This is a genomic window from Thermomonas sp. (assembly GCF_046293095.1).
In the GTDB taxonomy this organism is placed as follows: Bacteria; Pseudomonadota; Gammaproteobacteria; order Xanthomonadales; family Xanthomonadaceae; genus Thermomonas.
Genome location: NZ_JBKBPN010000006.1, coordinates 92,832 through 111,229, shown reverse-complemented (window position 1 = coordinate 111,229; position 18,398 = coordinate 92,832). Strand labels below are relative to the sequence as shown.

Here is an 18,398-nt window from a genome sequence, read left to right as displayed (position 1 = left end):
CGCTGACCGGCGTCCAGCGGGCTGCCGTCATCCTGCTGTCGCTGGGCGAGCAGCAGGCCGCCGAGGTGCTCAAGCACATGGGCGCCAAGGAAGTGCAGAAGCTGGGCGTGGCCATGACCTCGGTCGGTGGGGTCTCCCGGCAGGAGGTGGAAAAGGTGATCGACGATTTCGTCGATACGCTGGAACAACCCAATATCGGCAGCGGTGCTGACGAGTATGTGCGCAGCGTGCTGGTGCAGGCGTTGGGCGAGGAGCGCGCCAGCAGCCTGATCGACCGCATCCTGCTGGGCCGCAATACCACCGGGCTGGATACGCTGAAGTGGATGGAGCCGCGCGCCATTGCCGATCTGGTGCGCAACGAACACCCGCAGATCATCGCGATCGTACTCTCGCATCTGGACCCGGACCAGGCAGCCGAGGCGCTGAAATACCTGCCCGAGCGCACTCGTGCCGACGTGCTGCTGCGCATCGCTACCCTCGACGGTATTCCGCCGCACGCGCTCAACGAGTTGAACGACGTGATGGCCAAGCAGTTCGCCGGCAACCAGAACCTCAAGTCCTCCACAATCGGCGGCGTGAAGGTGGCCGCCAACATCCTCAATTTCATGGACAGCGGGCAGGACGAAGCCATCCTCACCGCAATCGCCCAGATCGACGAGCCGCTGACCGCGACCCTGCGCGACCACATGTTCGTGTTCGACAACCTTGCCGAGATCGATGATCGCGCCATGCAGGCCGTGTTGCGCGAGGTCCCCGCCGACAAGCTGGCGCTGGCGCTGCGCGGGGCCGATGCCAAAGTCCGCGAGAAGATCACCTCCAACATGTCGCAGCGTGCCGCGGAGATGCTGGTCGAGGACATGGAGGCACGCGGCCCGGTCCGTCTGGCCGAGGTCGAAGGCGCGCAGAAGGAAATCCTGGCGATCGTGCGCAAGATGGCCGATGACGGCACCATCCAACTGGCGGCGAAGGCCGAGGTCTTTGTATGAGCAGTGCGGTGCGCTGGGCTGCGCCCGAGCTGGCACCACCGGCGCCGGTGGTGCAGGAGCCCGAGCGCCACATGCCCAGCGTGGAAGAGCTGCAGGCCATCGAAGAGGCCGCGCATGCCGAAGGCTATGCCCGCGGCCACGCCGAGGGCATAGCGGCCGGACAAGCGGAGGTCCGCCGCATCGCCGCCCAGATGGAAGGCATCCTGGATGCCTTCACCCGGCCGCTGGCGCGGCTGGATGCGGAGGTAGGCGATGCCCTGGGTGATCTTGCCGTGCGGATTGCCGGCGCTCTGCTCCGCCGCGAATACGCCACCGATCCTGCCCTGCTGCAGGCACTGGTGCACGAAGCCCTGGAGATCGCGGGCAGTGACCAGCGCCAAGTGGAGTTGCGCCTGCATCCGGACGATCTCGCCCTGCTTGCCCCGCAGCTGGCAATGCCTGCCGGGGTGCGCCTGAGCGCCGATGCCACCCTCGCCCGCGGTGATCTGCGCCTGCACGCCGACAGCGTCCGCATCGATGGCAGCCTGTCGGCCCGCCTGAATGCGACCCTGCAGCGCCTGGTGGCGGGAGACGGCGCATGATGACGGCCTGCTGCCGCTTGCACTTTGGAAAAAAATGGCGCTGGATAGGCGCTATGAACCGTGACCGGCTTCGCGGTTCCACAGGGATCACGGCATCCGGCAACGCGGGAGCAAGCCGATGAGCATTGCCGCCGCACAGTGGGACGAAGCGCGTAGCCTGCGGCTGGCGATGCGCCTGCGTGGCATGGACCCCACCCGTATCCATGCCCAGGGAATGGTGCGCGAAGGCGTGTTGCGCCGCGCCGTCGGCCTGACCCTGGAAGCCACCGGCTGCGAAGCGCCGCTCGGCGCCCGCTGCAGCGTCGAAAGCAGCGGCGGACGCTGGGTCGATGCCGAGGTGGTTGGCTTCGCCGGCGACCGCACCTTCCTGATGCCGACCTCCGATCTGTCCGGCCTGCTGCCCAACGCACGCGTCATCACCGGCTCCAGCCGGGGCGAAGTGGCGGTAGGCGAAGGCCTGCTGGGCCGCGTGATCGACAGCGACGGCGTGCCGTTGGATGGTCGCCCGCCCCTGCGCCCCGAGGATTTCGTCGCCCTTGCCGGTGTCCAGATCAATCCGCTGATGCGCGAACCGATCACCCGCCCACTGGATGTTGGCGTCCGCGCCATCAATGCCCTGCTGCCGATCGGACGCGGCCAGCGCGTTGGCCTGTTTGCCGGCTCCGGCGTCGGTAAATCGACGCTGCTCGGCATGATGACCCGCTACACCGCGGCCGACGTCATCGTGGTCGGCCTGATCGGCGAACGTGGCCGCGAAGTGCGCGATTTCGTCGAAAGCACGCTGGGCCCGGAGGGGCTGCGGCGTGCCGTGGTGGTGGCCGCCCCGGCCGACCGGCCGCCGCTGGCGCGTCTGCACGGCGCCCTGCGCGCCACCGCCATCGCCGAATGGTTCCGGGACCAGGGTTTGCATGTCCTGCTGCTGATGGATTCCCTGACCCGCTTCGCTCATGCCCAACGCGAGATCGGCCTGTCCGTGGGCGAGCCGCCGACCACGCGCGGCTACCCGCCCTCGGTATTCGCCCGCCTGCCGGCCCTGGTCGAACGTGCTGGTAACGGTGCCGACGGGCGCGGTTCGATCACTGCGTTCTACACCGTGCTGACCGAAGGCGACGACCAGCAGGAACCCATCGCCGATGCTGCCCGCGCCATCCTCGATGGCCATATCGTGCTGACCCGCCGCATTGCCGACGCCGGCCTGTACCCGGCGATCGACGTGGAAGTCTCGGTCAGCCGCGTGATGCAGGACATCACCGACCCGGCCTGGCGCGCCCGCATCCGCCGGCTCAAGCAGCTGATGGCCGCCTACAACGCCCAACGCGACCTTATCGCCATCGGCGCCTACCAGCGCGGCAACGATCCACTGGTCGACGACGCACTGGCGCTGTGGCCGCAGATCCTGCAGTTCCTTGGTCAGGATGTCGCCGAATCCGCCGACGTCGAAGCCAGCCGCAATGCCCTCGCCCGCCTGCTCGACGGGATACCGGAGATCACCCCATGACCCGCTCGCAACGCCTCGATCCGCTGCTTCGCGTCACCCAGCAACGCCAGGACGCGTTGGCCAGGCAACTCGCCGAACGCGACAGGGTGCTGGCCGAGCAACAGCAGCGTTTCGACATGCTCAAGGAGTATGCCGAGGCCTACCGCGTCGCTCCGAGCGGCGGCACGCTGGCGCCGGCGATGCTGGCCAACCACGTCGCATTCCGGGCGAAACTGGACAGCGCCCTGCAGCAGCAGGCGCAGGTGGTGGATTCCTCACGCCAGAGCTGCGAGGTGGAACGGGCCCGGCTGATGCTGGCCAGCCGGGACAACAAGGTGCTGGAACAGCTGGCTGCCAGCTACCGCGCCGAAGAGCTGCGGGTCGCCGGGCGCCGCGAACAGCGTGAATTGGATGACCTGGGGGCTCGTCGGGCCCGCGGCGCGCAGGACGGAGGCGAATTGTGATGGCCGAGACCACTCCGCTTCCCCTTCAACAGGCGTCGACGCCCGCTGTCGCAACGGCGGCTGCGCCCGCCAACGGAGCGGCCAGGACAACCGGAGCGGTCGCGGCGCAGCCGAAGAATGCCGATGGCACCGAGGCCCCGACGGATGCTGCACGCCTGTTCGACCTGTTGCTGGGTGATGCGCCGGGAAGTGCAGCTGGGCTTGATCCCGCGCAACCCGTTTCGTCCCGCGCGACCCTTGCCCGTCGCTTGGACGATGCGCCTGTCGAAGCGGATCCGCTGCAGCTGATCCTGGCCCAGATGCCCATTCCGGCGACCGCGGTGCCTGCACCAGCGGCCACGGGTCCAACGGCGGCCGAATCGGCGGAGGGCGCCGCGTCGTCTCCCGCACCCGTGACGGCGGGCATGCCCGCGCTGGCGGGACTGCCAATGCCGGGCCTGCCGCAGGATGCCGCGCTGAATGGCCAAGAGGCGTCTGCCCCGATCGCTGCCACGCAGCCGCAGGCCGTGGACGTCAAAGCATCGGCGGCAATGCCGGACGGCTTGTTGGCGGCCATGCGTTCGGCGGCTCCGGGGACGGAGCCTGCTGCGACCGCATCCGTGCACGCATCAGGCCAGCCAGCGTCTCAGTTGGCCGCGCTTGCGGCGGACATGGCGCCGGCCTTCCAGGTGGATGGCGATACGCCCGCCGTTTCCGCCGCGTCCCCCATGCAGGCGATGCTGGGACTGGGCGTAGTGCAGGTGCACGTCACCGCCGCACCGCAATCTGCTGCCGGCCCGGTCCCGGTGTTGCACCAGCCCGCGGATCCGGCCCAGGGTTATGACGAGCCGTTCGGCCAGCATGTCGCCTGGCTGGCCGGGCAGCGCATCGGGCAGGCCGAGATCCGCGTGGTCCCGGAGCATCTGGGCATCATCGACATCCGTTTGCAGATGGATGGCAACAACGTCCGGGCAGAGTTCCACAGCAGCCAGCCCGAGGTCCGGCAGGCGCTGGAAGCCAGCCTCCCCCGCTTGCGTGACATGCTGGGCCAGCAGGGCCTGCAGTTGTCGCATGCGGGCGTGGGCCAGGGGCAGAGTGGGCAGCGGCAGCCTGGAGACAGCCGGCAGGGCCAGGAGCAGCCGGAGGGTTTGACCCTGCCGCATGAAGCAGGATCGCCGATGCCGCCGAATTTCCGTCGCAGCCGCAGGTTGGTCGATCTCTATGCCTGAGATGTCCCGGCGGATTGCGCTGGCCGGCCTCAGTGGCATTCCATGGCAACCATCCGCGGCCCTCGTGACTGGCGCTTGACGCAACCAGGCATTGCAATCCGGCACGAGCTTTGCATTATGGTGCCAGACCCGTTCAAGGATGGATCCCACCGTGGCTGCAGCTCCCGCAAAACCCGCCGCCAACGCCGGCAACACCGAGCCGCCCCAGAAGTCCAAAAAACTTCTGCTGATCATCATCGTCCTGCTGATCGCGGTGGGTGGCGGTGCTGGCGCGGCCTTCTTTCTCCTCAAGCCGTCCCATCCCCCGGCCGCCAAGCCGCTGGCGCCACCGCAGTACATCGCGCTGGAGCCTGCGTTCGTGGTCAATCTCGCCGATGATGGCGGCGCCAAGTACCTGCAGGCCGACGTGCAGCTGCAGACGCGCGATGCCGAAACTGCGGCGGCGATTGCCCTGCACGCCCCGATCATCCGCAACCGGCTGCTGCTGCTGTTCGGCCAGCAGACCTCGGCGGCGCTGACGGGTCGCAACGGCAAGGAGCAGTTGCAGGCGCAGGCCCTGGCGGAGGTCAAGAAGACCCTGAAGGCCCAGCATGCGGCCAACCAGGTGGATGCGCTCCTGTTCACCAGCATCGTGATCCAGTAACGGACGCCAGTGATGAGCACCGACCTGCTCAGCCAGGACGAAATCGACGCTCTCCTGCATGGCGTGGATTCGGGGGCGGTCGACGTCGAGCCGCCACCGGCGCCCGGCGAGGCACGGCCGTATGATTTCTCCAGTCAGGAGCGGATCATCCGGGGCCGCCTGCCGACCCTGGAGATGATCAACGAGCGTTTCGCGCGCAGCTGGCGCATCGGCCTGTTCAACCTGCTGCGGCGCTCGGCTGACCTGTCGGTGCGCGGTATCGACATGATCCGCTTTGGCGAGTACATGCATTCGCTGCAAGTGCCCACCAACATCAACCTGGTGAAGATGAAGCCGCTGCGCGGAACAGGCATCGTGATGTTCGAGCCGCGCCTGGTCTTCACCGTGGTGGACAATTTTTTCGGTGGCAACGGCAAGTACCACACCCGCATCGAGGGGCGCGAGTTCACGCCGACCGAAATGCGGGTCATCCAGCTGCTCCTCAAGCAGACCTTCGCCGATTTCACCGAGGCCTGGGCGCCGGTGATGCACCTCGAATTCGAATACATGAATTCCGAGGTCAACCCGCACTTCGCCAACATCATCAGCCCGCGCGAGTACATCGTGGTCTGCCGCTTCCACGTCGAGCTGGAGGGCGGCGGCGGCGAACTGCATCTGGCGATGCCGTGGTCGATGCTGGAGCCGATCCGGGAGCAGCTGGATACCGGCGTGCAGAGCGACCGCGTCGAAAAGGACGAAAACTGGACCAATGCGCTGCACGGGCAACTGCAGGACGTGGCGGTCGAGATCAAGAGCACCCTGGCCACCCGCCAGATCAGCCTGCGCGAGCTCAGCAAGCTCAAGGTCGGTGACGTGATCCCGATCGACCTCAAGCCCGAGATCCCCGTGCACGTCGAGCACCTGCCGCTGTTCACCGGTGAATTCGGCGTCCACAACGGCAAGAACGCGGTGAAGATCACCGCAATCCATACTCCCCGCTCCCCCCAGAATCCGGTACCGACGCCATGACATCCACCGACGAAGCCGCCCAGCTTGCCGCCTTCGAGGCACTCACCGCGGGTACGGCCACCGACCCGAACGCCGGCAGTGGCCCGAAGACCGACATCAACCTCGACGTCATCCTCGACGTGCCGGTGACCCTGTCGCTGGTGGTGGGGCATACCCGCATCCCCATCCGCAACCTGCTGCAGCTCAACCAGGGTTCGGTAGTGGAGCTGGAACGTGCCGCAGGCGAACCGCTGGATGTCTATGTCAACGACACCCTGATCGCCCAGGGCGAGGTGGTGGTGGTGAATGACCGCTTCGGCGTGCGCCTGACCGACGTGGTCAGTCCCAGCGAACGCATCAAGCGCCTGCGCTGACCTCATGGCTGATACCGTGCAACCGGCATCCAATCGTGAACAGCCCGCTGCCGCGGCAGCGGGAACGCCTGCCGCCGCTCCTGCAGGCAGGCTCGACGCCGTGGCCACCTCCACCACGGGCGCACCGGCACAAGCGGCAAGCGGATTCCTGGCGCGCTCGGCGAAAACGACCGCCGTGGTCATGCAGCCCGCCCGTGCCGATACCCCGAGCGCCGCCGGCACGGTCGGCGGCACCCTGTTCGCACTGGCGCTGGTGCTGGGCCTGATCTTCGCGTTGGCCTGGCTGGCCCGCCGTGTTCCCGGGCTTGCCGGCATGCGCGGTGGCAACGGCCTGCGCGTGGTGGCCTCGCTGGCACTCGGCACCCGCGAGCGGCTGGTCGTGGTCGAAGTCGGCCAAACGCAACTGCTGCTGGGTACAGGTGCGACGGGCACGCGCCTGCTGCACACGCTGGAAGCCCCGCTGCCGGAGGCTCCGCCATCACAGGCGCCAACGTTCCACCAACTGCTGGCGCAACGCTTCGGGAAGACGCCCGCATGACCGCCCTGCTCCGTCCGCGCACGCTGTTGCTGTGCGCCCTGCTGCTGTGCCTGTTCGCCGGAACGGCGGTGGCGCAAGCGGCCCAGCAGGTAGTCCAGCAAGCCGCGCCCGCGGCCCCGGCTGCCGCGCCGGCGTTGCCCAGCCTGCCGCCGGTGACCGTCGGCCAGATCGGCAACCAACCTGTCAGCATGCCGATGCAGGTGCTGCTGCTGATGACCAGCATCACCCTGCTGCCGGCACTGTTGCTGGGAGTGACCGCCTTCACCCGCATCATCATCGTGCTGAGCCTGCTGCGGCAGGCCTTGGGCACCGGCCAGGCGCCGTCCAATCAGGTGCTGCTGGCGCTGGCGCTGTTCCTCACCGCGATGGTGATGCAGCCGGTACTGGACCAGGCATGGACGGCCGGTGTCGCCCCCTACCTCGACCACCAGATCGATTTCCGCGCGGCCTGGACGGCGGCCTCCGCGCCGTTCCGCGCGTTCATGCTGGCGCAGGTACGCGAGAACGACCTGATGACGTTCGCCGGGATGTCCAACACGGGCCCCTATGCCACGCCACAGGACGTGCCGTTCGGCGTGCTGGCCGCATCCTTCCTGACCAGCGAGCTGAAGACCGCGTTCGAAATCGCCTTCCTGATCTACATCCCGTTCGTGATCATCGACCTGGTAGTGGCCAGCGTGCTCATGTCGATGGGCATGATGATGCTCTCCCCCATGCTGATCTCGGCGCCGTTCAAGATCCTGCTGTTCGTGCTGGTGGACGGCTGGGTGCTGGTGGTGGGCTCACTGGCCGCCAGCTTCAATCCGATTTGAGGGCCATCCACGCATGAGTCCCGAAGTCGCGCTGAGCCAGCTTGCCAGTGGCCTCTACCTGGCCTTGCTGTTGGGTGCCCCGCTGCTGTTGGCGGTGCTGGTCACTGGCGTGGTGGTGGGCATCCTGCAGGCTGCGACCTCCATCAACGAGCCCACGGTAGCGTTCGTGGCCAAGGTCGGTGCATTGGTCGTCACCTTGGCGCTGACCGGACATTTCCTGATGGGCCGGCTGGTGTCGTTCACGACCGAACTGTTCCGACAGATCCCGCACCTGATCGGTTGAGCCGCGGCGCGATGGACACAGTCACGTTCGTCACCGCACAGGGCTTGGATCTGCTGGCTTTGCTGGGCACGGTGCTGTGGCATGCCATCCGCATCGGTGCGGCATTGCAGGTGCTGCCCTTCGTCGGTGGCCGCGGCATGCCCCAGCGCGCCCGGCTCATCCTGACCTTGGCCATGGCGGCCGCCCTCTCGGCCGTCCTGCCGGTGCCGCCGCCAGCGGCAGTGGATGCCGCGACCGTTCTCGACATCCTGCGTGAATTCGCGGTGGGCGCCGCCATCGGACTGGTGCTGCGGCTGGCTTTCGAGGCCGGCACGCTGGCCGGGCAGTTCATTTCGCAGGACATGGCGCTGTCCTTCGCGACGATGGCGGATCCGGCCAACCAGAGCCAGATGTCCGTGCTCTCGCTGTGGTTCTATCTGGTATTCGGGCTGGTGTTCTTCACGCTTGATGCCCATCTTGCGCTGGTGCAACTGCTGCTGGACAGCTACAGGATGCAGCCCATCGGTGCACCGTTCGCCGACTTTTCCGCGTTCCTCGGCGTCGTTCCGGGGTTTTTCCCTACCGTCCTGCGCACCGCAGTCCTGCTCTCGCTGCCTGTCACGGTGGCGATGCTGGCGGTGAATATCGTGATGGGCGTGTTGTCCCGCGCCGCCCCGCAGTTCAATCCCATCCAGATCGGCATGCCCATGGCGCTGCTGGTGGGGTTGGCGCTGCTGGTGGTGCTGGCACGTGAATTGCTTGGACCCGTACAGGCGTTGTTTGGGCAGGCCTTCGAGGCTGCCCGCGCCTTAACGGGTTGAGGCGATGAGCGAAGCGGCGGACCGCGAAGACAGGACAGAAGCCCCCAGTGCCAAACGGCTGCGCGAGGCCCGCGAGCGGGGTGACGTGCCGCGCTCGCGCGAACTGGCGAACGTGGCCGTACTGGGCGCCGCCGTGATCGCAATGCTGGCCAGCAGTGGCTACGTGGCGCGGACCTCGCTGGGATGGATGCAGCGCGCGCTGTCCTTCGATCCCGCCATCGTTGGCCATCCGGATCGCCTGCTGTCCCATGCCGCATGGCTGCTGGGGACGTCGGTGCTGCCTATCCTGCCGCTGCTGGCGGCGGCACTGGCCGCCTGCTTCATTTCCCCGCTGGTGATGGGCGGCCTGGCCTTCAGTGGTCAGGCGCTGCAGCCCAACTTCGAACGTCTGAGCCCGATGGCCTGGATACGCCGGGTCTATGGTCAGGAAGGTCTGGCCGAACTGCTGCGCTCGGTACTGCGGGTGGTGATCGTCGGGGCCGTCGGGGCCTGGGCGGTTCACCATGCACTGAAGGCGATTCCACAACTGCAGCAGATGCCGTTGGAGGCAGCGGTCTCTGAAGGCATGGCCTTCATGCTGCGTGTGCTGGCGGCCGTGGTCGGAGCGATGGGGCTGCTGGCCGCGGTCGACGTGCCCTACCAGCGCTGGAACTGGATGCAGAAGCTCAAAATGACCAAGCAGGAGCTGCGCGACGAATACAAGGAAACCGAAGGCAGCCCCGAGGTCAAGGGCAGGATCCGCCAGATGGCCCGCCAACTGGCCCAGCGCCGGATGATGGAAGCCGTCCCGGAAGCAGACGTCATTGTCACCAATCCAACCCATTACGCCGTGGCGCTGAAGTACGAAGCCGGGCGCATGCGGGCACCGAAAGTGGTGGCGCTGGGCGTGGACGAGATGGCCCTGCGGATCCGCGAGATCGGCGCCGCCCACCGGGTAGCCACGGTGGAGGCACCGCCATTGGCACGCGCCTTGTATCGGCACGCCAAGCTCGACCAGGAAATCCCCGTGCAGCTCTACGCCGCCGTTGCCCAGATCCTGTCCTACGTCTTCCAGTTGCGCCGCTGGCACCCGTCGCACGGCCCGATGCCCCGGCTGGCGACCGTCGTCGTGGATCCGTCGCTGGATGACGGGAAGTCGCCGCGATGAGCGCCATCACACCCGACAACGGTTCCCGGAGAGGTGCGCTGGCGTCGCTGATGCAGTCCCTGCGCAGCGGTGCCGCGGCGCCGCTTGTGGTCCTGGCCATGCTGTCGATGGTGGTGGTGCCGCTGCCCCCGTTCCTGCTGGACCTGCTGTTCACCATCAACATCGCGCTGTCGCTGATGGTGCTGCTGGCTGTGGTGTACGTGAGGCGGCCGCTGGAATTCTCGGTATTTCCCAGCGTGCTGCTGATGGTCACCCTGCTGCGACTCTCGCTGAACGTGGCCTCGACCCGCGTGGTCCTGCTGCATGGCCATCAGGGCGGCGCGGCGGCCGGCCACGTGATTGAATCGTTCGGCAACTTTGTCGTTGGCGGCAGCTATGCCGTCGGCATCGTGGTGTTTGCCATCCTCACCATCGTCAATTTCGTGGTGGTGACCAAGGGCTCCGGACGCATCTCGGAAGTATCCGCCCGCTTCATCCTCGACGCACTGCCCGGCAAGCAGATGGCGATCGACGCCGACCTCAACGCCGGCCTCCTGACCCGCGAGGAAGCCAAGCTGCGCCGCGAGGAGGTACGCAATGAGGCGGACTTCTATGGCTCCATGGACGGCGCCAGCAAATTCGTCCGTGGCGACGCCATCGCCGGCCTGCTGATCCTGGCGATCAATCTGGTCGGCGGCGTGCTGATCGGCATGCTCCAGCATGGTCTGGGCTTCGGCGAAGCCATGCAGACCTACACCCTGCTGGCCATTGGCGACGGGCTGGTGGCCCAGCTGCCGGCCCTGCTGGTCTCCACTGCGGTGGCCATGCTGGTCACCCGCGCCACCCGCGAGCAGGAGATGGGTGATGCGGTCGCCGCCCAGGTCTTCGGCCAGCGCCGCGCCCTGGTGGTGGCGGCCAGCCTGATGGGGCTGATCGGCATCGTGCCTGGCATGCCCAATCTGCCCTTCCTGCTGTTCGCGTTCATTCTGGGCTATGCGGCGTGGCGCCTGAAGAAGCAGGAAGATGCTGCCGCTGCGCCCATCGCACAGGAGGCCGCAGCACCAGGCACCACGGCGGTTGCGGAATTGAGCTGGGATGAAGTGGCCCCGGTGGAGCCGCTGGGCCTGGAGGTGGGCTACAAGCTCATCGCGCTGGTGGACAAGGCGCAGGGCGGTGAATTACTGACCCGGCTCAAGGGCGTACGCCGGAAGCTGACCCAGGATCTCGGGTTCCTGATCCCCGCGGTGCATGTGCGTGACAACCTGGAGTTGGCCCCCGGCCAGTACCGCATCCTGGTCCACGGGGTCCCGGTGGCAGGCGGCGAACTGCATCCAGACCGCATGCTGGCGCTGGATCCCGGCAAGGTCTTCGGACGGCTGGACGGCATTCCGGGCAAGGATCCTGCATTCGGTCTGGATGCCGTCTGGATCCTGCCGTCGCAGCGCGCCCACGCCGAGTCGCTGGGCTACACGGTGGTCGATGCCGGCACGGTGATCGCCACCCACCTGTCCCACGTGGTGCGGGAGCGGGCTGCAGAGCTGTTGGGCCACGATGAAGTCCAGCAGTTGCTGGCCAACGTCGGCAAGGCGTCGCCCAAGCTCGTCGAAGAGTTGACGCCGAAGCTGCTGCCGCTGTCGGTCGTGGTGCGCGTCCTGCAGTCGCTGCTGGCCGAAAAAGTACCACTGCGGCAGATGCGGCGGATCGTCGAGGCGCTGCTGGAGCACGGCATCCATACCCAGGATCCGGCGGCGCTGACCGCCGCCGTGCGGATCGCATTGGGCCCGTTCATCGTCCAGGAACTCAACGGCATGGCGCCGGAACTGCCGGTGTTCACGCTGGCGCCGCAGTTGGAACGCATCTTGCAGGATTCAGTCAGCGGCCAAGGCGCCGCGCTGGAACCCGGACTTGCCGAACGGCTGCACCAAAGCCTGAGCGAGGCCGTGGCCCGGCAGGAGCAGCGCGGGGAACCCGCGATCCTGCTGGTGCCGGGCGGGATCCGCGCAGCGATCTCGCGGCTGGTACGCCACAGCGTGCCGCAGCTTTCGGTGTTGGCTTACGGTGAAGTACCGGAAGATAAGCGGCTGCGGTTGCTGGGGGCGGTGGGCTGATGACCGGATTGCGGACGAATACCATGAGAATCAAACGCTTCAACGCCCCCGACATGCGCGCCGCGCTGCGCAACGTTCGCGATGAACAGGGCCCTGATGCCGTGATCCTGTCCAGTCGCCAGCTCGAGGAGGGCGGCGTGGAGGTCGTGGCCGCCACCGATTACGACGAGGCGCTGGTGCAGCAGACGCTGCGTACCATGACCGCACCGCCGGCGTCGCCAGTGCCGGCAGCCGAGACTCCGCACAGGACAGGCCGCGCGGTCTTCCACATCGATGGCGCGCCGGCCACGTCGCCGGCAGCCGCCACCGTGCCAGCTGCGCAGCAGCAGGGGGGGAGACTGGAGCAGATGATGGCCGCGCTCAAACCGGCGCGCTCCGTGCAGCCTGCGGCCGCTGCGGCGCCAGCGCCCACCGCTGAACCACGTCCCTCCCCCACGCGCCTCCACGTGCGCGTTGACGATGAAGATGACGCCCTCCGCCCCGAGGATTTTGCCGCTGCGCTACGTCGCGCCGCATCACACGCGGCGGATGTGGCTGCCTCGCCTGCGCCTTCTTTCCCCGCATTGCCTGAAGCCCCTCCAGCCGTACCCGTGGCCGATTCCTCGGCACTTCGCGTGATTGAAACCGATCCCGCGGTGGTTGCGCTTCGCGCCGAACTGGCGGCCATGCGACGCATGATCGAGCGCGAAATGGGCCAGCTCGCCGGCGAGCGGCTGCGCGGCTCGCCGGCACGGGCCGCAGCCCTGGACGCACTGGCCGCGTTCGGGTGCGACGATGCCCTGGCCCAACGTATCGCCCGACGCATCGACCCGGCGTTGCCGGTCGAGGCGATCCTTGCCCCCCTCCGGATGGAGCTGGCCGACCTGCTCCCGATCGCCGGCGAAGAGCTGCTGGAGGCAGGCGGCATCGTTGCCCTGCTGGGGCCGACCGGCGCCGGCAAGACCACCACGATTGCCAAATTGGCTGCCCGCTACGCGTCCAGGCATGGCACCCGTGACGTAGCCCTGGTCAGCGCCGACAATGGTCGTGCCGGCGCACGCGAACAGCTGCACGTGCTGGGCCGCCGGCTGGGCATCACCGTCTGCGACGCCGACGGTCCGGATGCCCTGACCCGGATCCTGGACCAGTTGGACGACTATCCCCTGGTGCTGGTCGATACCGCCGGCTATGGCCTGCACGACCGTGCCCTGCTGCGTCAGATCCTGTGGGTGCGCGCCGCCAGCAACGTGCGCAGCCTGCTGGTACTGCCGGCCAATGTCCATCCGGCCGACCTGTCGGAACTGCTGCGTCGCTACCGGCCGGCCGCGCCGGAGGGCGTGATCCTGACCAAGCTGGATGAGTGCGTGCGTCCTGGTGCAGCGCTGTCGGTCTTGGTGCAACATACTCTCCCCATGGCCTACACCACTTCCGGCCAACGCGTACCCGACGACCTCGAGCTGGCCGATGCCCAGGTATTGGCAAACGCCCTCGAACTCCCACGCGGCGATGCCGCCGCAAGCCCCCACCACGACGCAGGTCGCCATGCATCCGCCTGAGCCCCTCCGCCCGCAGACCACTCCCACCGCGCCACGCGTGATCGCCGTGACTGGCGGCAAGGGCGGCGTCGGCAAGACCACGGCTTCGATCAATCTGGCCATGGCGCTGGTCAACGCCGGCCAGCGCACCCTGTTGCTGGACACCGACCTGGGCCTGGCCAACGTCGACGTCATGCTGGGGCTGTCGCCGCGTTTCACCCTGGCGGACGTCTTTGCCGGCCGCTGCGAGCTGCGCGATACCGTGATCGAAGGCCCGCATGGCCTGCTGGTGGTGCCCGCCGCATCGGGCAAGCGGCACATGACCGAGTTGCTGCCCCAGCAGCACGTGGGCCTGGTCAATGCGTTCTCCCAGCTCGACATCCCGCTGGACGTGATGATCGTGGACACGCCGGCGGGCATCAGCGATGGCGTCCTGACCTTCTGCCAGGCGGCACAGGACGTGATCCTGGTGGCCATCGACGAGCCCGCCTCGGTCACCGACGCCTACGCCCTGATCAAAGTGCTCAGCCGCGACCGCGGCGTGAACCGTATCCAGGTGCTGGCCAACCAGGTACCCAACGTCAACGAGGGGCGTGCGGTATTCGACAAGCTGGAGCGGGTCACCTCGCGCTTCCTCGACGTCACCCTGTCCTATCTCGGCGCCATTCCGCGTGACGAGTGGCTGCGCCTGGCGGTGCAGCGGCAGGAAGCCGTCGTCGATGCCTTCCCCACCGCGCCGGCCTCGCTTGCATTCCGCGATATCGTCCGCAAGATCGGCCAGTGGCAGCCACCGCAGGGGCCGCGCGGCCACGTGGAATTCTTCACCGAGCGCCTCATCGCTGCCCAGGGGAGTGCCTGTGCATGATGAGCACCGGGGCCGCCCAATACCGCGCCCAGCAGACCGGTGATGCCACCGCCATCGTGGCACGGCACGCCGAACTGGTCCGCCGGATCGCCCATCATCTTGCCGCTCGGTTGCCTTCCAGCGTCGAGATCGACGACCTGATCCAGGCCGGGATGATCGGGCTGATCGAAGCAGCCCGGAATTTCCAGTCCGACCAGGGCGCCACCTTCGAGACCTACGCCTCCATCCGCATCCGCGGCGCCATGATCGATGCCATCCGCGCCGGCGACTGGGTGCCCCGCTCGGTGCACCGGCGCTACCGCGACGTGGTGGCGGCCACCCGTGCGATCGAACAGCGCGAAGGCCGCGCCGCCACCTCGCAGGAAATCGCGAGTGCGCTGGGCATGACCGTGGAGGATTACCACCACATCCTGCAGGACGCCGCCCGCGGTCAGCTGCTGAGCCTGGACGAATACACCGACGATCACGACGGCGAGCCGCGACTGGAGCAGCAGGACAACATCACGCCTGCCCGCCGCTTCGAGCAGGGGGCGTTCCGGACCGCGCTGGGCGATGCCATCCACAACCTGCCCGAGCGCGAACAGCTGGTGCTGTCCCTCTACTACGAGCAGGATATGAACCTGCGCGAGATCGGCGCGGTCCTCAACGTCAGCGAATCCCGGGTCTGCCAGATCCACGGCCAGGCCATGCTGCGCCTGCGCTCCCGGCTGACCGACTGGCGCAGCGAGATTGACGCCGACGACGCCTGAGGGCTCCGCCGGGGGGCTGCCATCCCCGCCCCGGATGCGGCACCATCAAGTTTCCCGGTCGCCGACCGTTACCGCTTCCGAACACCTACAGGATCCGACATGGACAAGGGCATCCGCATCCTCATCGTGGACGATTTCTCGACCATGCGCCGCATCGTCAAGAATCTGCTCAACGATCTGGGCTTCACCAATACCGCCGAGGCCGACGACGGCACCACCGCCCTGGCCGAATTGCACAAGGCGAAATTCGACCTGGTCGTGACCGACTGGAACATGCCGGGCATGCCGGGCATCGACCTGCTCAAGGCCATCCGTGCCGATGCGGCACTGGCCAAGATCCCGGTCCTGATGGTGACCGCGGAGGCCAAGCGCGAGCAGATCATCGAAGCGGCGCAGGCCGGGGTGAACGGCTACATCATCAAACCGTTCACCGCAGCCACCCTTGAAGACAAGCTGACCAAGATCTTCGAGCGCATGGAGAAAGCCGCATGAGCCTGCCCCTGCGCCCGCCGTCCGTCCCCGCCGGAGACGCGCAGATCATCGAGCGCCTGCATGCCGCCATGGCGGCGCTGGAGCAGGGCGACGCCGATGCCTGGAAGCACCACCTCGATTCACTGCTGGAGTGGCGCCGCCAGCCAGTGGTGGAGAGTCTGGTCAAGCTGGCGCGTGAACTGGACGAGCTGGAGCGTGCCATCGACGTGCGCATCCCTGCCGCCAGCCAGTCCGCCGTTGGCCTGCCTGACGCCTGCAGCCGCCTGGAGCACGTCGTCAAGATGACCGAGGAGGCCAGTATGCGCACGCTGGACTTGGCCGACGAATGCCGCGCCCTGCTTGGGACCATCGGCCCGGAACACGAGGCCACGGTGGACGCCATTCGCGCCCGCCTGTCGGCGATGGTGGAGGCGCAGAGCTTCCAGGACCTCACCGGGCAGATCATCCAGCGGGTGATCCAGCTCATCCGCTCGCTGCAGTCCGGCCTGGGCGACATCCAGGCGCTGCAGGGCGAGGACGGCAAGGGCCATGGCCCTGCCGTCTCCGGCGTCGACCCGCCGGCGGCGACGCAGGACGAGGCCAACGACCTGCTGGCCAACCTCGGGATCTGACATGTCGTCGGACGGCTACGATGCCCGTGCGGACTTCCTGATCGAGGCGCGCGAGATTCTCGACCGCCTCGGTGAACAGGTGGTGGCGCTGGAGCAGGACCCGGAGGACCGGGCCATGCTGGATGCCGTCTTCCGTGGGTTCCACACCATCAAGGGCGGCGCGGGCTTCCTCGACCTGCCGCCGATGGTGGCCCTGTGCCACGCCTTCGAGGATCGCATCGATGCCGCCCGCAGCGGCACCCGCGCACTGGATGCCGCCGCGTTCGATGGCGCCCAGCGCGCCGTGGACCTGTTGCTGGACATGATGGATGCGCTGGCGCGCGGCGAGACACTCGCCGATGTCGATGCGGCACTGCTGCGCCAGGTGCGCGGCGGAGACGGGCCGCCCCCGGCAGCCGCGCCAGCCGCCGCTATCGACTTGCCGGACAACCTGGACGACCTTGATTTCGATGCTCTGCTGGACAGCCTGCATGGCGTTGGCGCGATTCCAGGCGCAGCGCCACCCGCCCCTCCGGCACCGCCTCCACCCCCGCCCAAGCCGGCGCTTGCCCCCAAACCTGCACCGACGGTCGAAAAGCCCGCGGCCGCGGAAGCCGAACACACCGTGCGCGTGGACGTGCGCCGCCTCGACGCGCTGGTCAACCTCGTCGGCGAGTTGGTGCTTGCCCGCAACCGCCTCAAGACGCTGCGCCCGGGCCTGCAGAACGAACAGCTGGACCGCGCCGTCACCGCGTTGGATACCGTCACTGCACGCCTGCAGGGCGCGGTGATGGCCGCCCGCATGCAGCCGGTCAGCCGCGTCTTCACCCGTTTCCCGAAGCTGGCCCGCGATGTGGCACGGCAGCTCGACAAGCAGGTGGAACTGGTCGTCGAGGGCGCCGAGACCGAGCTGGATCGCAATCTGGTCGAAGCCTTGGCCGATCCGCTGGTGCACCTCGTGCGCAATGCCATCGACCACGGCATTGAAATGCCTTCGATGCGCCGCGCCGCCGGCAAGCCAGAACAGGGCCGCGTGCGCCTGGCCGCGCAGCAGGAAGGCGACCACGTCGCCATCGAGGTCAGCGACGATGGCGGCGGCATCGATCCCGAGGCCATCCGGCGCAGCGCGGTACGCAAGGGGCTGATTGACAGCGAAGCAGCCGCGCGCCTGTCCGAGGAAGAATGCCTGTCCTTGTTGTTCCTGCCCGGCTTCTCCACCCGCACCGAAGTGTCTGACCTGTCCGGCCGTGGGGTCGGCATGGACGTGGTGCAGTCCAAGATCCGCGAACTCTCCGGCCAGGTGCAGATCCAATCCGAGATCGGCAAGGGCTCGCGGTTCATCATCCGGGTGCCCTTGACCTTGGCCATCCTGCCCACCCTGCTGGTGGAAGTGGCGGATGACGTTTACGCCCTGCCGCTGGTCAGGGTGACCGAGGTGGTAACCCACGACGAACAGCAGCTTCTGTGGATGGACGGCCAGAAGATCCTCGATCTGCGCGAGCGCCCGCTGCCGGTGCTGTCGCTGCGCGAATGGCTGGGCCTGGGCGATGGCGGCGGTGAGGCTACGCGGGGCGTGGTGCTGCAGGCTGGCGACCAGCGGTTCTGCCTGCTGGTGGACCGCGTGGTCGGCCGCGAGGAAGTGGTGATCAAGGCGCTGCCGCGCAGCCTGCGCGGCCTGCCCGGCTATGCCGGGGCCAGCCTCGTCGGCGACGGGCGAATGGCCATGATCCTGGATGTCGACGCACTGCTCGATTCCGCACAACGCAGCTCAAGTGCCATCGCCCGCGGCCGATAGCGGGGC

General features: G+C 67.7%; 20 protein-coding genes. All 20 read left to right on the top strand.

Annotation, left to right across the window (positions count from 1 at the left end):
* Nucleotides 1–2: 2 nt before the first annotated feature.
* Nucleotides 3–986 (top strand): flagellar motor switch protein FliG, encoded by a 984-nt coding sequence (fliG, locus tag ACK4SG_RS11350; RefSeq protein WP_409601900.1) that lies wholly within the window; start codon nucleotides 3–5, stop codon nucleotides 984–986.
* Nucleotides 983–1,567, top strand: coding sequence for a FliH/SctL family protein (locus tag ACK4SG_RS11345; protein WP_409601861.1), 585 nt, complete (start codon nucleotides 983–985; stop codon nucleotides 1,565–1,567). The genes fliG and ACK4SG_RS11345 overlap by 4 nt, the downstream gene beginning before the upstream one ends.
* Before the next feature lie 118 nt (nucleotides 1,568–1,685).
* Nucleotides 1,686–3,065 carry a flagellar protein export ATPase FliI gene (gene fliI / locus ACK4SG_RS11340; RefSeq protein WP_409601860.1) on the top strand — a complete coding sequence of 460 codons (1,380 nt, stop codon included), beginning with the start codon at nucleotides 1,686–1,688 and terminating at the stop codon, nucleotides 3,063–3,065.
* The gene (fliJ, locus tag ACK4SG_RS11335) at nucleotides 3,062–3,508 is read left to right on the top strand and encodes a flagellar export protein FliJ (protein WP_409601859.1); all 447 of its coding nucleotides are present in this window, start codon (nucleotides 3,062–3,064) and stop codon (nucleotides 3,506–3,508) included. Before fliI ends, fliJ begins: the two co-directional genes overlap by 4 nt.
* Complete coding sequence (locus tag ACK4SG_RS11330) at nucleotides 3,508–4,716, top strand: flagellar hook-length control protein FliK (RefSeq protein WP_409601858.1); 1,209 nt, start codon at nucleotides 3,508–3,510, stop codon at nucleotides 4,714–4,716. Before fliJ ends, ACK4SG_RS11330 begins: the two co-directional genes overlap by 1 nt.
* A 151-nt stretch (nucleotides 4,717–4,867) precedes the next feature.
* Nucleotides 4,868–5,359 (top strand): flagellar basal body-associated protein FliL, encoded by a 492-nt coding sequence (gene fliL / locus ACK4SG_RS11325; protein ID WP_409601857.1) that lies wholly within the window; start codon nucleotides 4,868–4,870, stop codon nucleotides 5,357–5,359.
* A 9-nt stretch (nucleotides 5,360–5,368) separates the two neighbouring features.
* Entirely contained in the window at nucleotides 5,369–6,367 is a 999-nt protein-coding gene (gene fliM, locus ACK4SG_RS11320; protein WP_409601856.1) for a flagellar motor switch protein FliM, read from the top strand.
* Entirely contained in the window at nucleotides 6,364–6,720 is a 357-nt protein-coding gene (fliN, locus tag ACK4SG_RS11315) for a flagellar motor switch protein FliN (RefSeq protein WP_409601855.1), read from the top strand. The genes fliM and fliN overlap by 4 nt, the downstream gene beginning before the upstream one ends.
* 4 nt (nucleotides 6,721–6,724) lie before the next feature.
* On the top strand, nucleotides 6,725–7,258 hold the full coding sequence (gene fliO, locus ACK4SG_RS11310) for a flagellar biosynthetic protein FliO (protein ID WP_409601854.1): 534 nt from the start codon (nucleotides 6,725–6,727) through the stop codon (nucleotides 7,256–7,258).
* The gene (gene fliP, locus ACK4SG_RS11305) at nucleotides 7,255–8,070 is read left to right on the top strand and encodes a flagellar type III secretion system pore protein FliP (protein WP_409601853.1); all 816 of its coding nucleotides are present in this window, start codon (nucleotides 7,255–7,257) and stop codon (nucleotides 8,068–8,070) included. The genes fliO and fliP overlap by 4 nt, the downstream gene beginning before the upstream one ends.
* A gap of 13 nt (nucleotides 8,071–8,083) precedes the next feature.
* Nucleotides 8,084–8,353: a flagellar biosynthetic protein FliQ gene (locus ACK4SG_RS11300; protein WP_409601852.1), complete on the top strand. Its 270-nt coding sequence runs from the start codon at nucleotides 8,084–8,086 to the stop codon at nucleotides 8,351–8,353.
* An 11-nt stretch (nucleotides 8,354–8,364) separates the two neighbouring features.
* Nucleotides 8,365–9,153, top strand: a complete 789-nt coding sequence (gene fliR, locus ACK4SG_RS11295) for a flagellar biosynthetic protein FliR (protein WP_409601851.1) — start codon at nucleotides 8,365–8,367, stop codon at nucleotides 9,151–9,153.
* Nucleotides 9,154–9,157: 4 nt separating this feature from the next.
* Entirely contained in the window at nucleotides 9,158–10,300 is a 1,143-nt protein-coding gene (gene flhB / locus ACK4SG_RS11290) for a flagellar biosynthesis protein FlhB (protein ID WP_409601850.1), read from the top strand.
* A gap of 50 nt (nucleotides 10,301–10,350) precedes the next feature.
* Entirely contained in the window at nucleotides 10,351–12,387 is a 2,037-nt protein-coding gene (gene flhA, locus ACK4SG_RS11285) for a flagellar biosynthesis protein FlhA (RefSeq protein WP_409601899.1), read from the top strand.
* A gap of 23 nt (nucleotides 12,388–12,410) precedes the next feature.
* Entirely contained in the window at nucleotides 12,411–13,922 is a 1,512-nt protein-coding gene (gene flhF / locus ACK4SG_RS11280; protein ID WP_409601849.1) for a flagellar biosynthesis protein FlhF, read from the top strand.
* Nucleotides 13,909–14,766, top strand: a complete 858-nt coding sequence (locus tag ACK4SG_RS11275) for a P-loop NTPase (RefSeq protein ID WP_409601848.1) — start codon at nucleotides 13,909–13,911, stop codon at nucleotides 14,764–14,766. Before flhF ends, ACK4SG_RS11275 begins: the two co-directional genes overlap by 14 nt.
* Nucleotides 14,763–15,515 (top strand): RNA polymerase sigma factor FliA, encoded by a 753-nt coding sequence (locus tag ACK4SG_RS11270; RefSeq protein ID WP_409601847.1) that lies wholly within the window; start codon nucleotides 14,763–14,765, stop codon nucleotides 15,513–15,515. The genes ACK4SG_RS11275 and ACK4SG_RS11270 overlap by 4 nt, the downstream gene beginning before the upstream one ends.
* A gap of 99 nt (nucleotides 15,516–15,614) precedes the next feature.
* The gene (gene cheY, locus ACK4SG_RS11265) at nucleotides 15,615–16,007 is read left to right on the top strand and encodes a chemotaxis response regulator CheY (protein WP_409601846.1); all 393 of its coding nucleotides are present in this window, start codon (nucleotides 15,615–15,617) and stop codon (nucleotides 16,005–16,007) included.
* Entirely contained in the window at nucleotides 16,004–16,618 is a 615-nt protein-coding gene (locus tag ACK4SG_RS11260) for a protein phosphatase CheZ (RefSeq protein WP_409601845.1), read from the top strand. Before cheY ends, ACK4SG_RS11260 begins: the two co-directional genes overlap by 4 nt.
* 1 nt (nucleotide 16,619) lies before the next feature.
* Nucleotides 16,620–18,392, top strand: a complete 1,773-nt coding sequence (locus ACK4SG_RS11255; protein WP_409601844.1) for a chemotaxis protein CheA — start codon at nucleotides 16,620–16,622, stop codon at nucleotides 18,390–18,392.
* Nucleotides 18,393–18,398 lie beyond the last annotated feature (6 nt).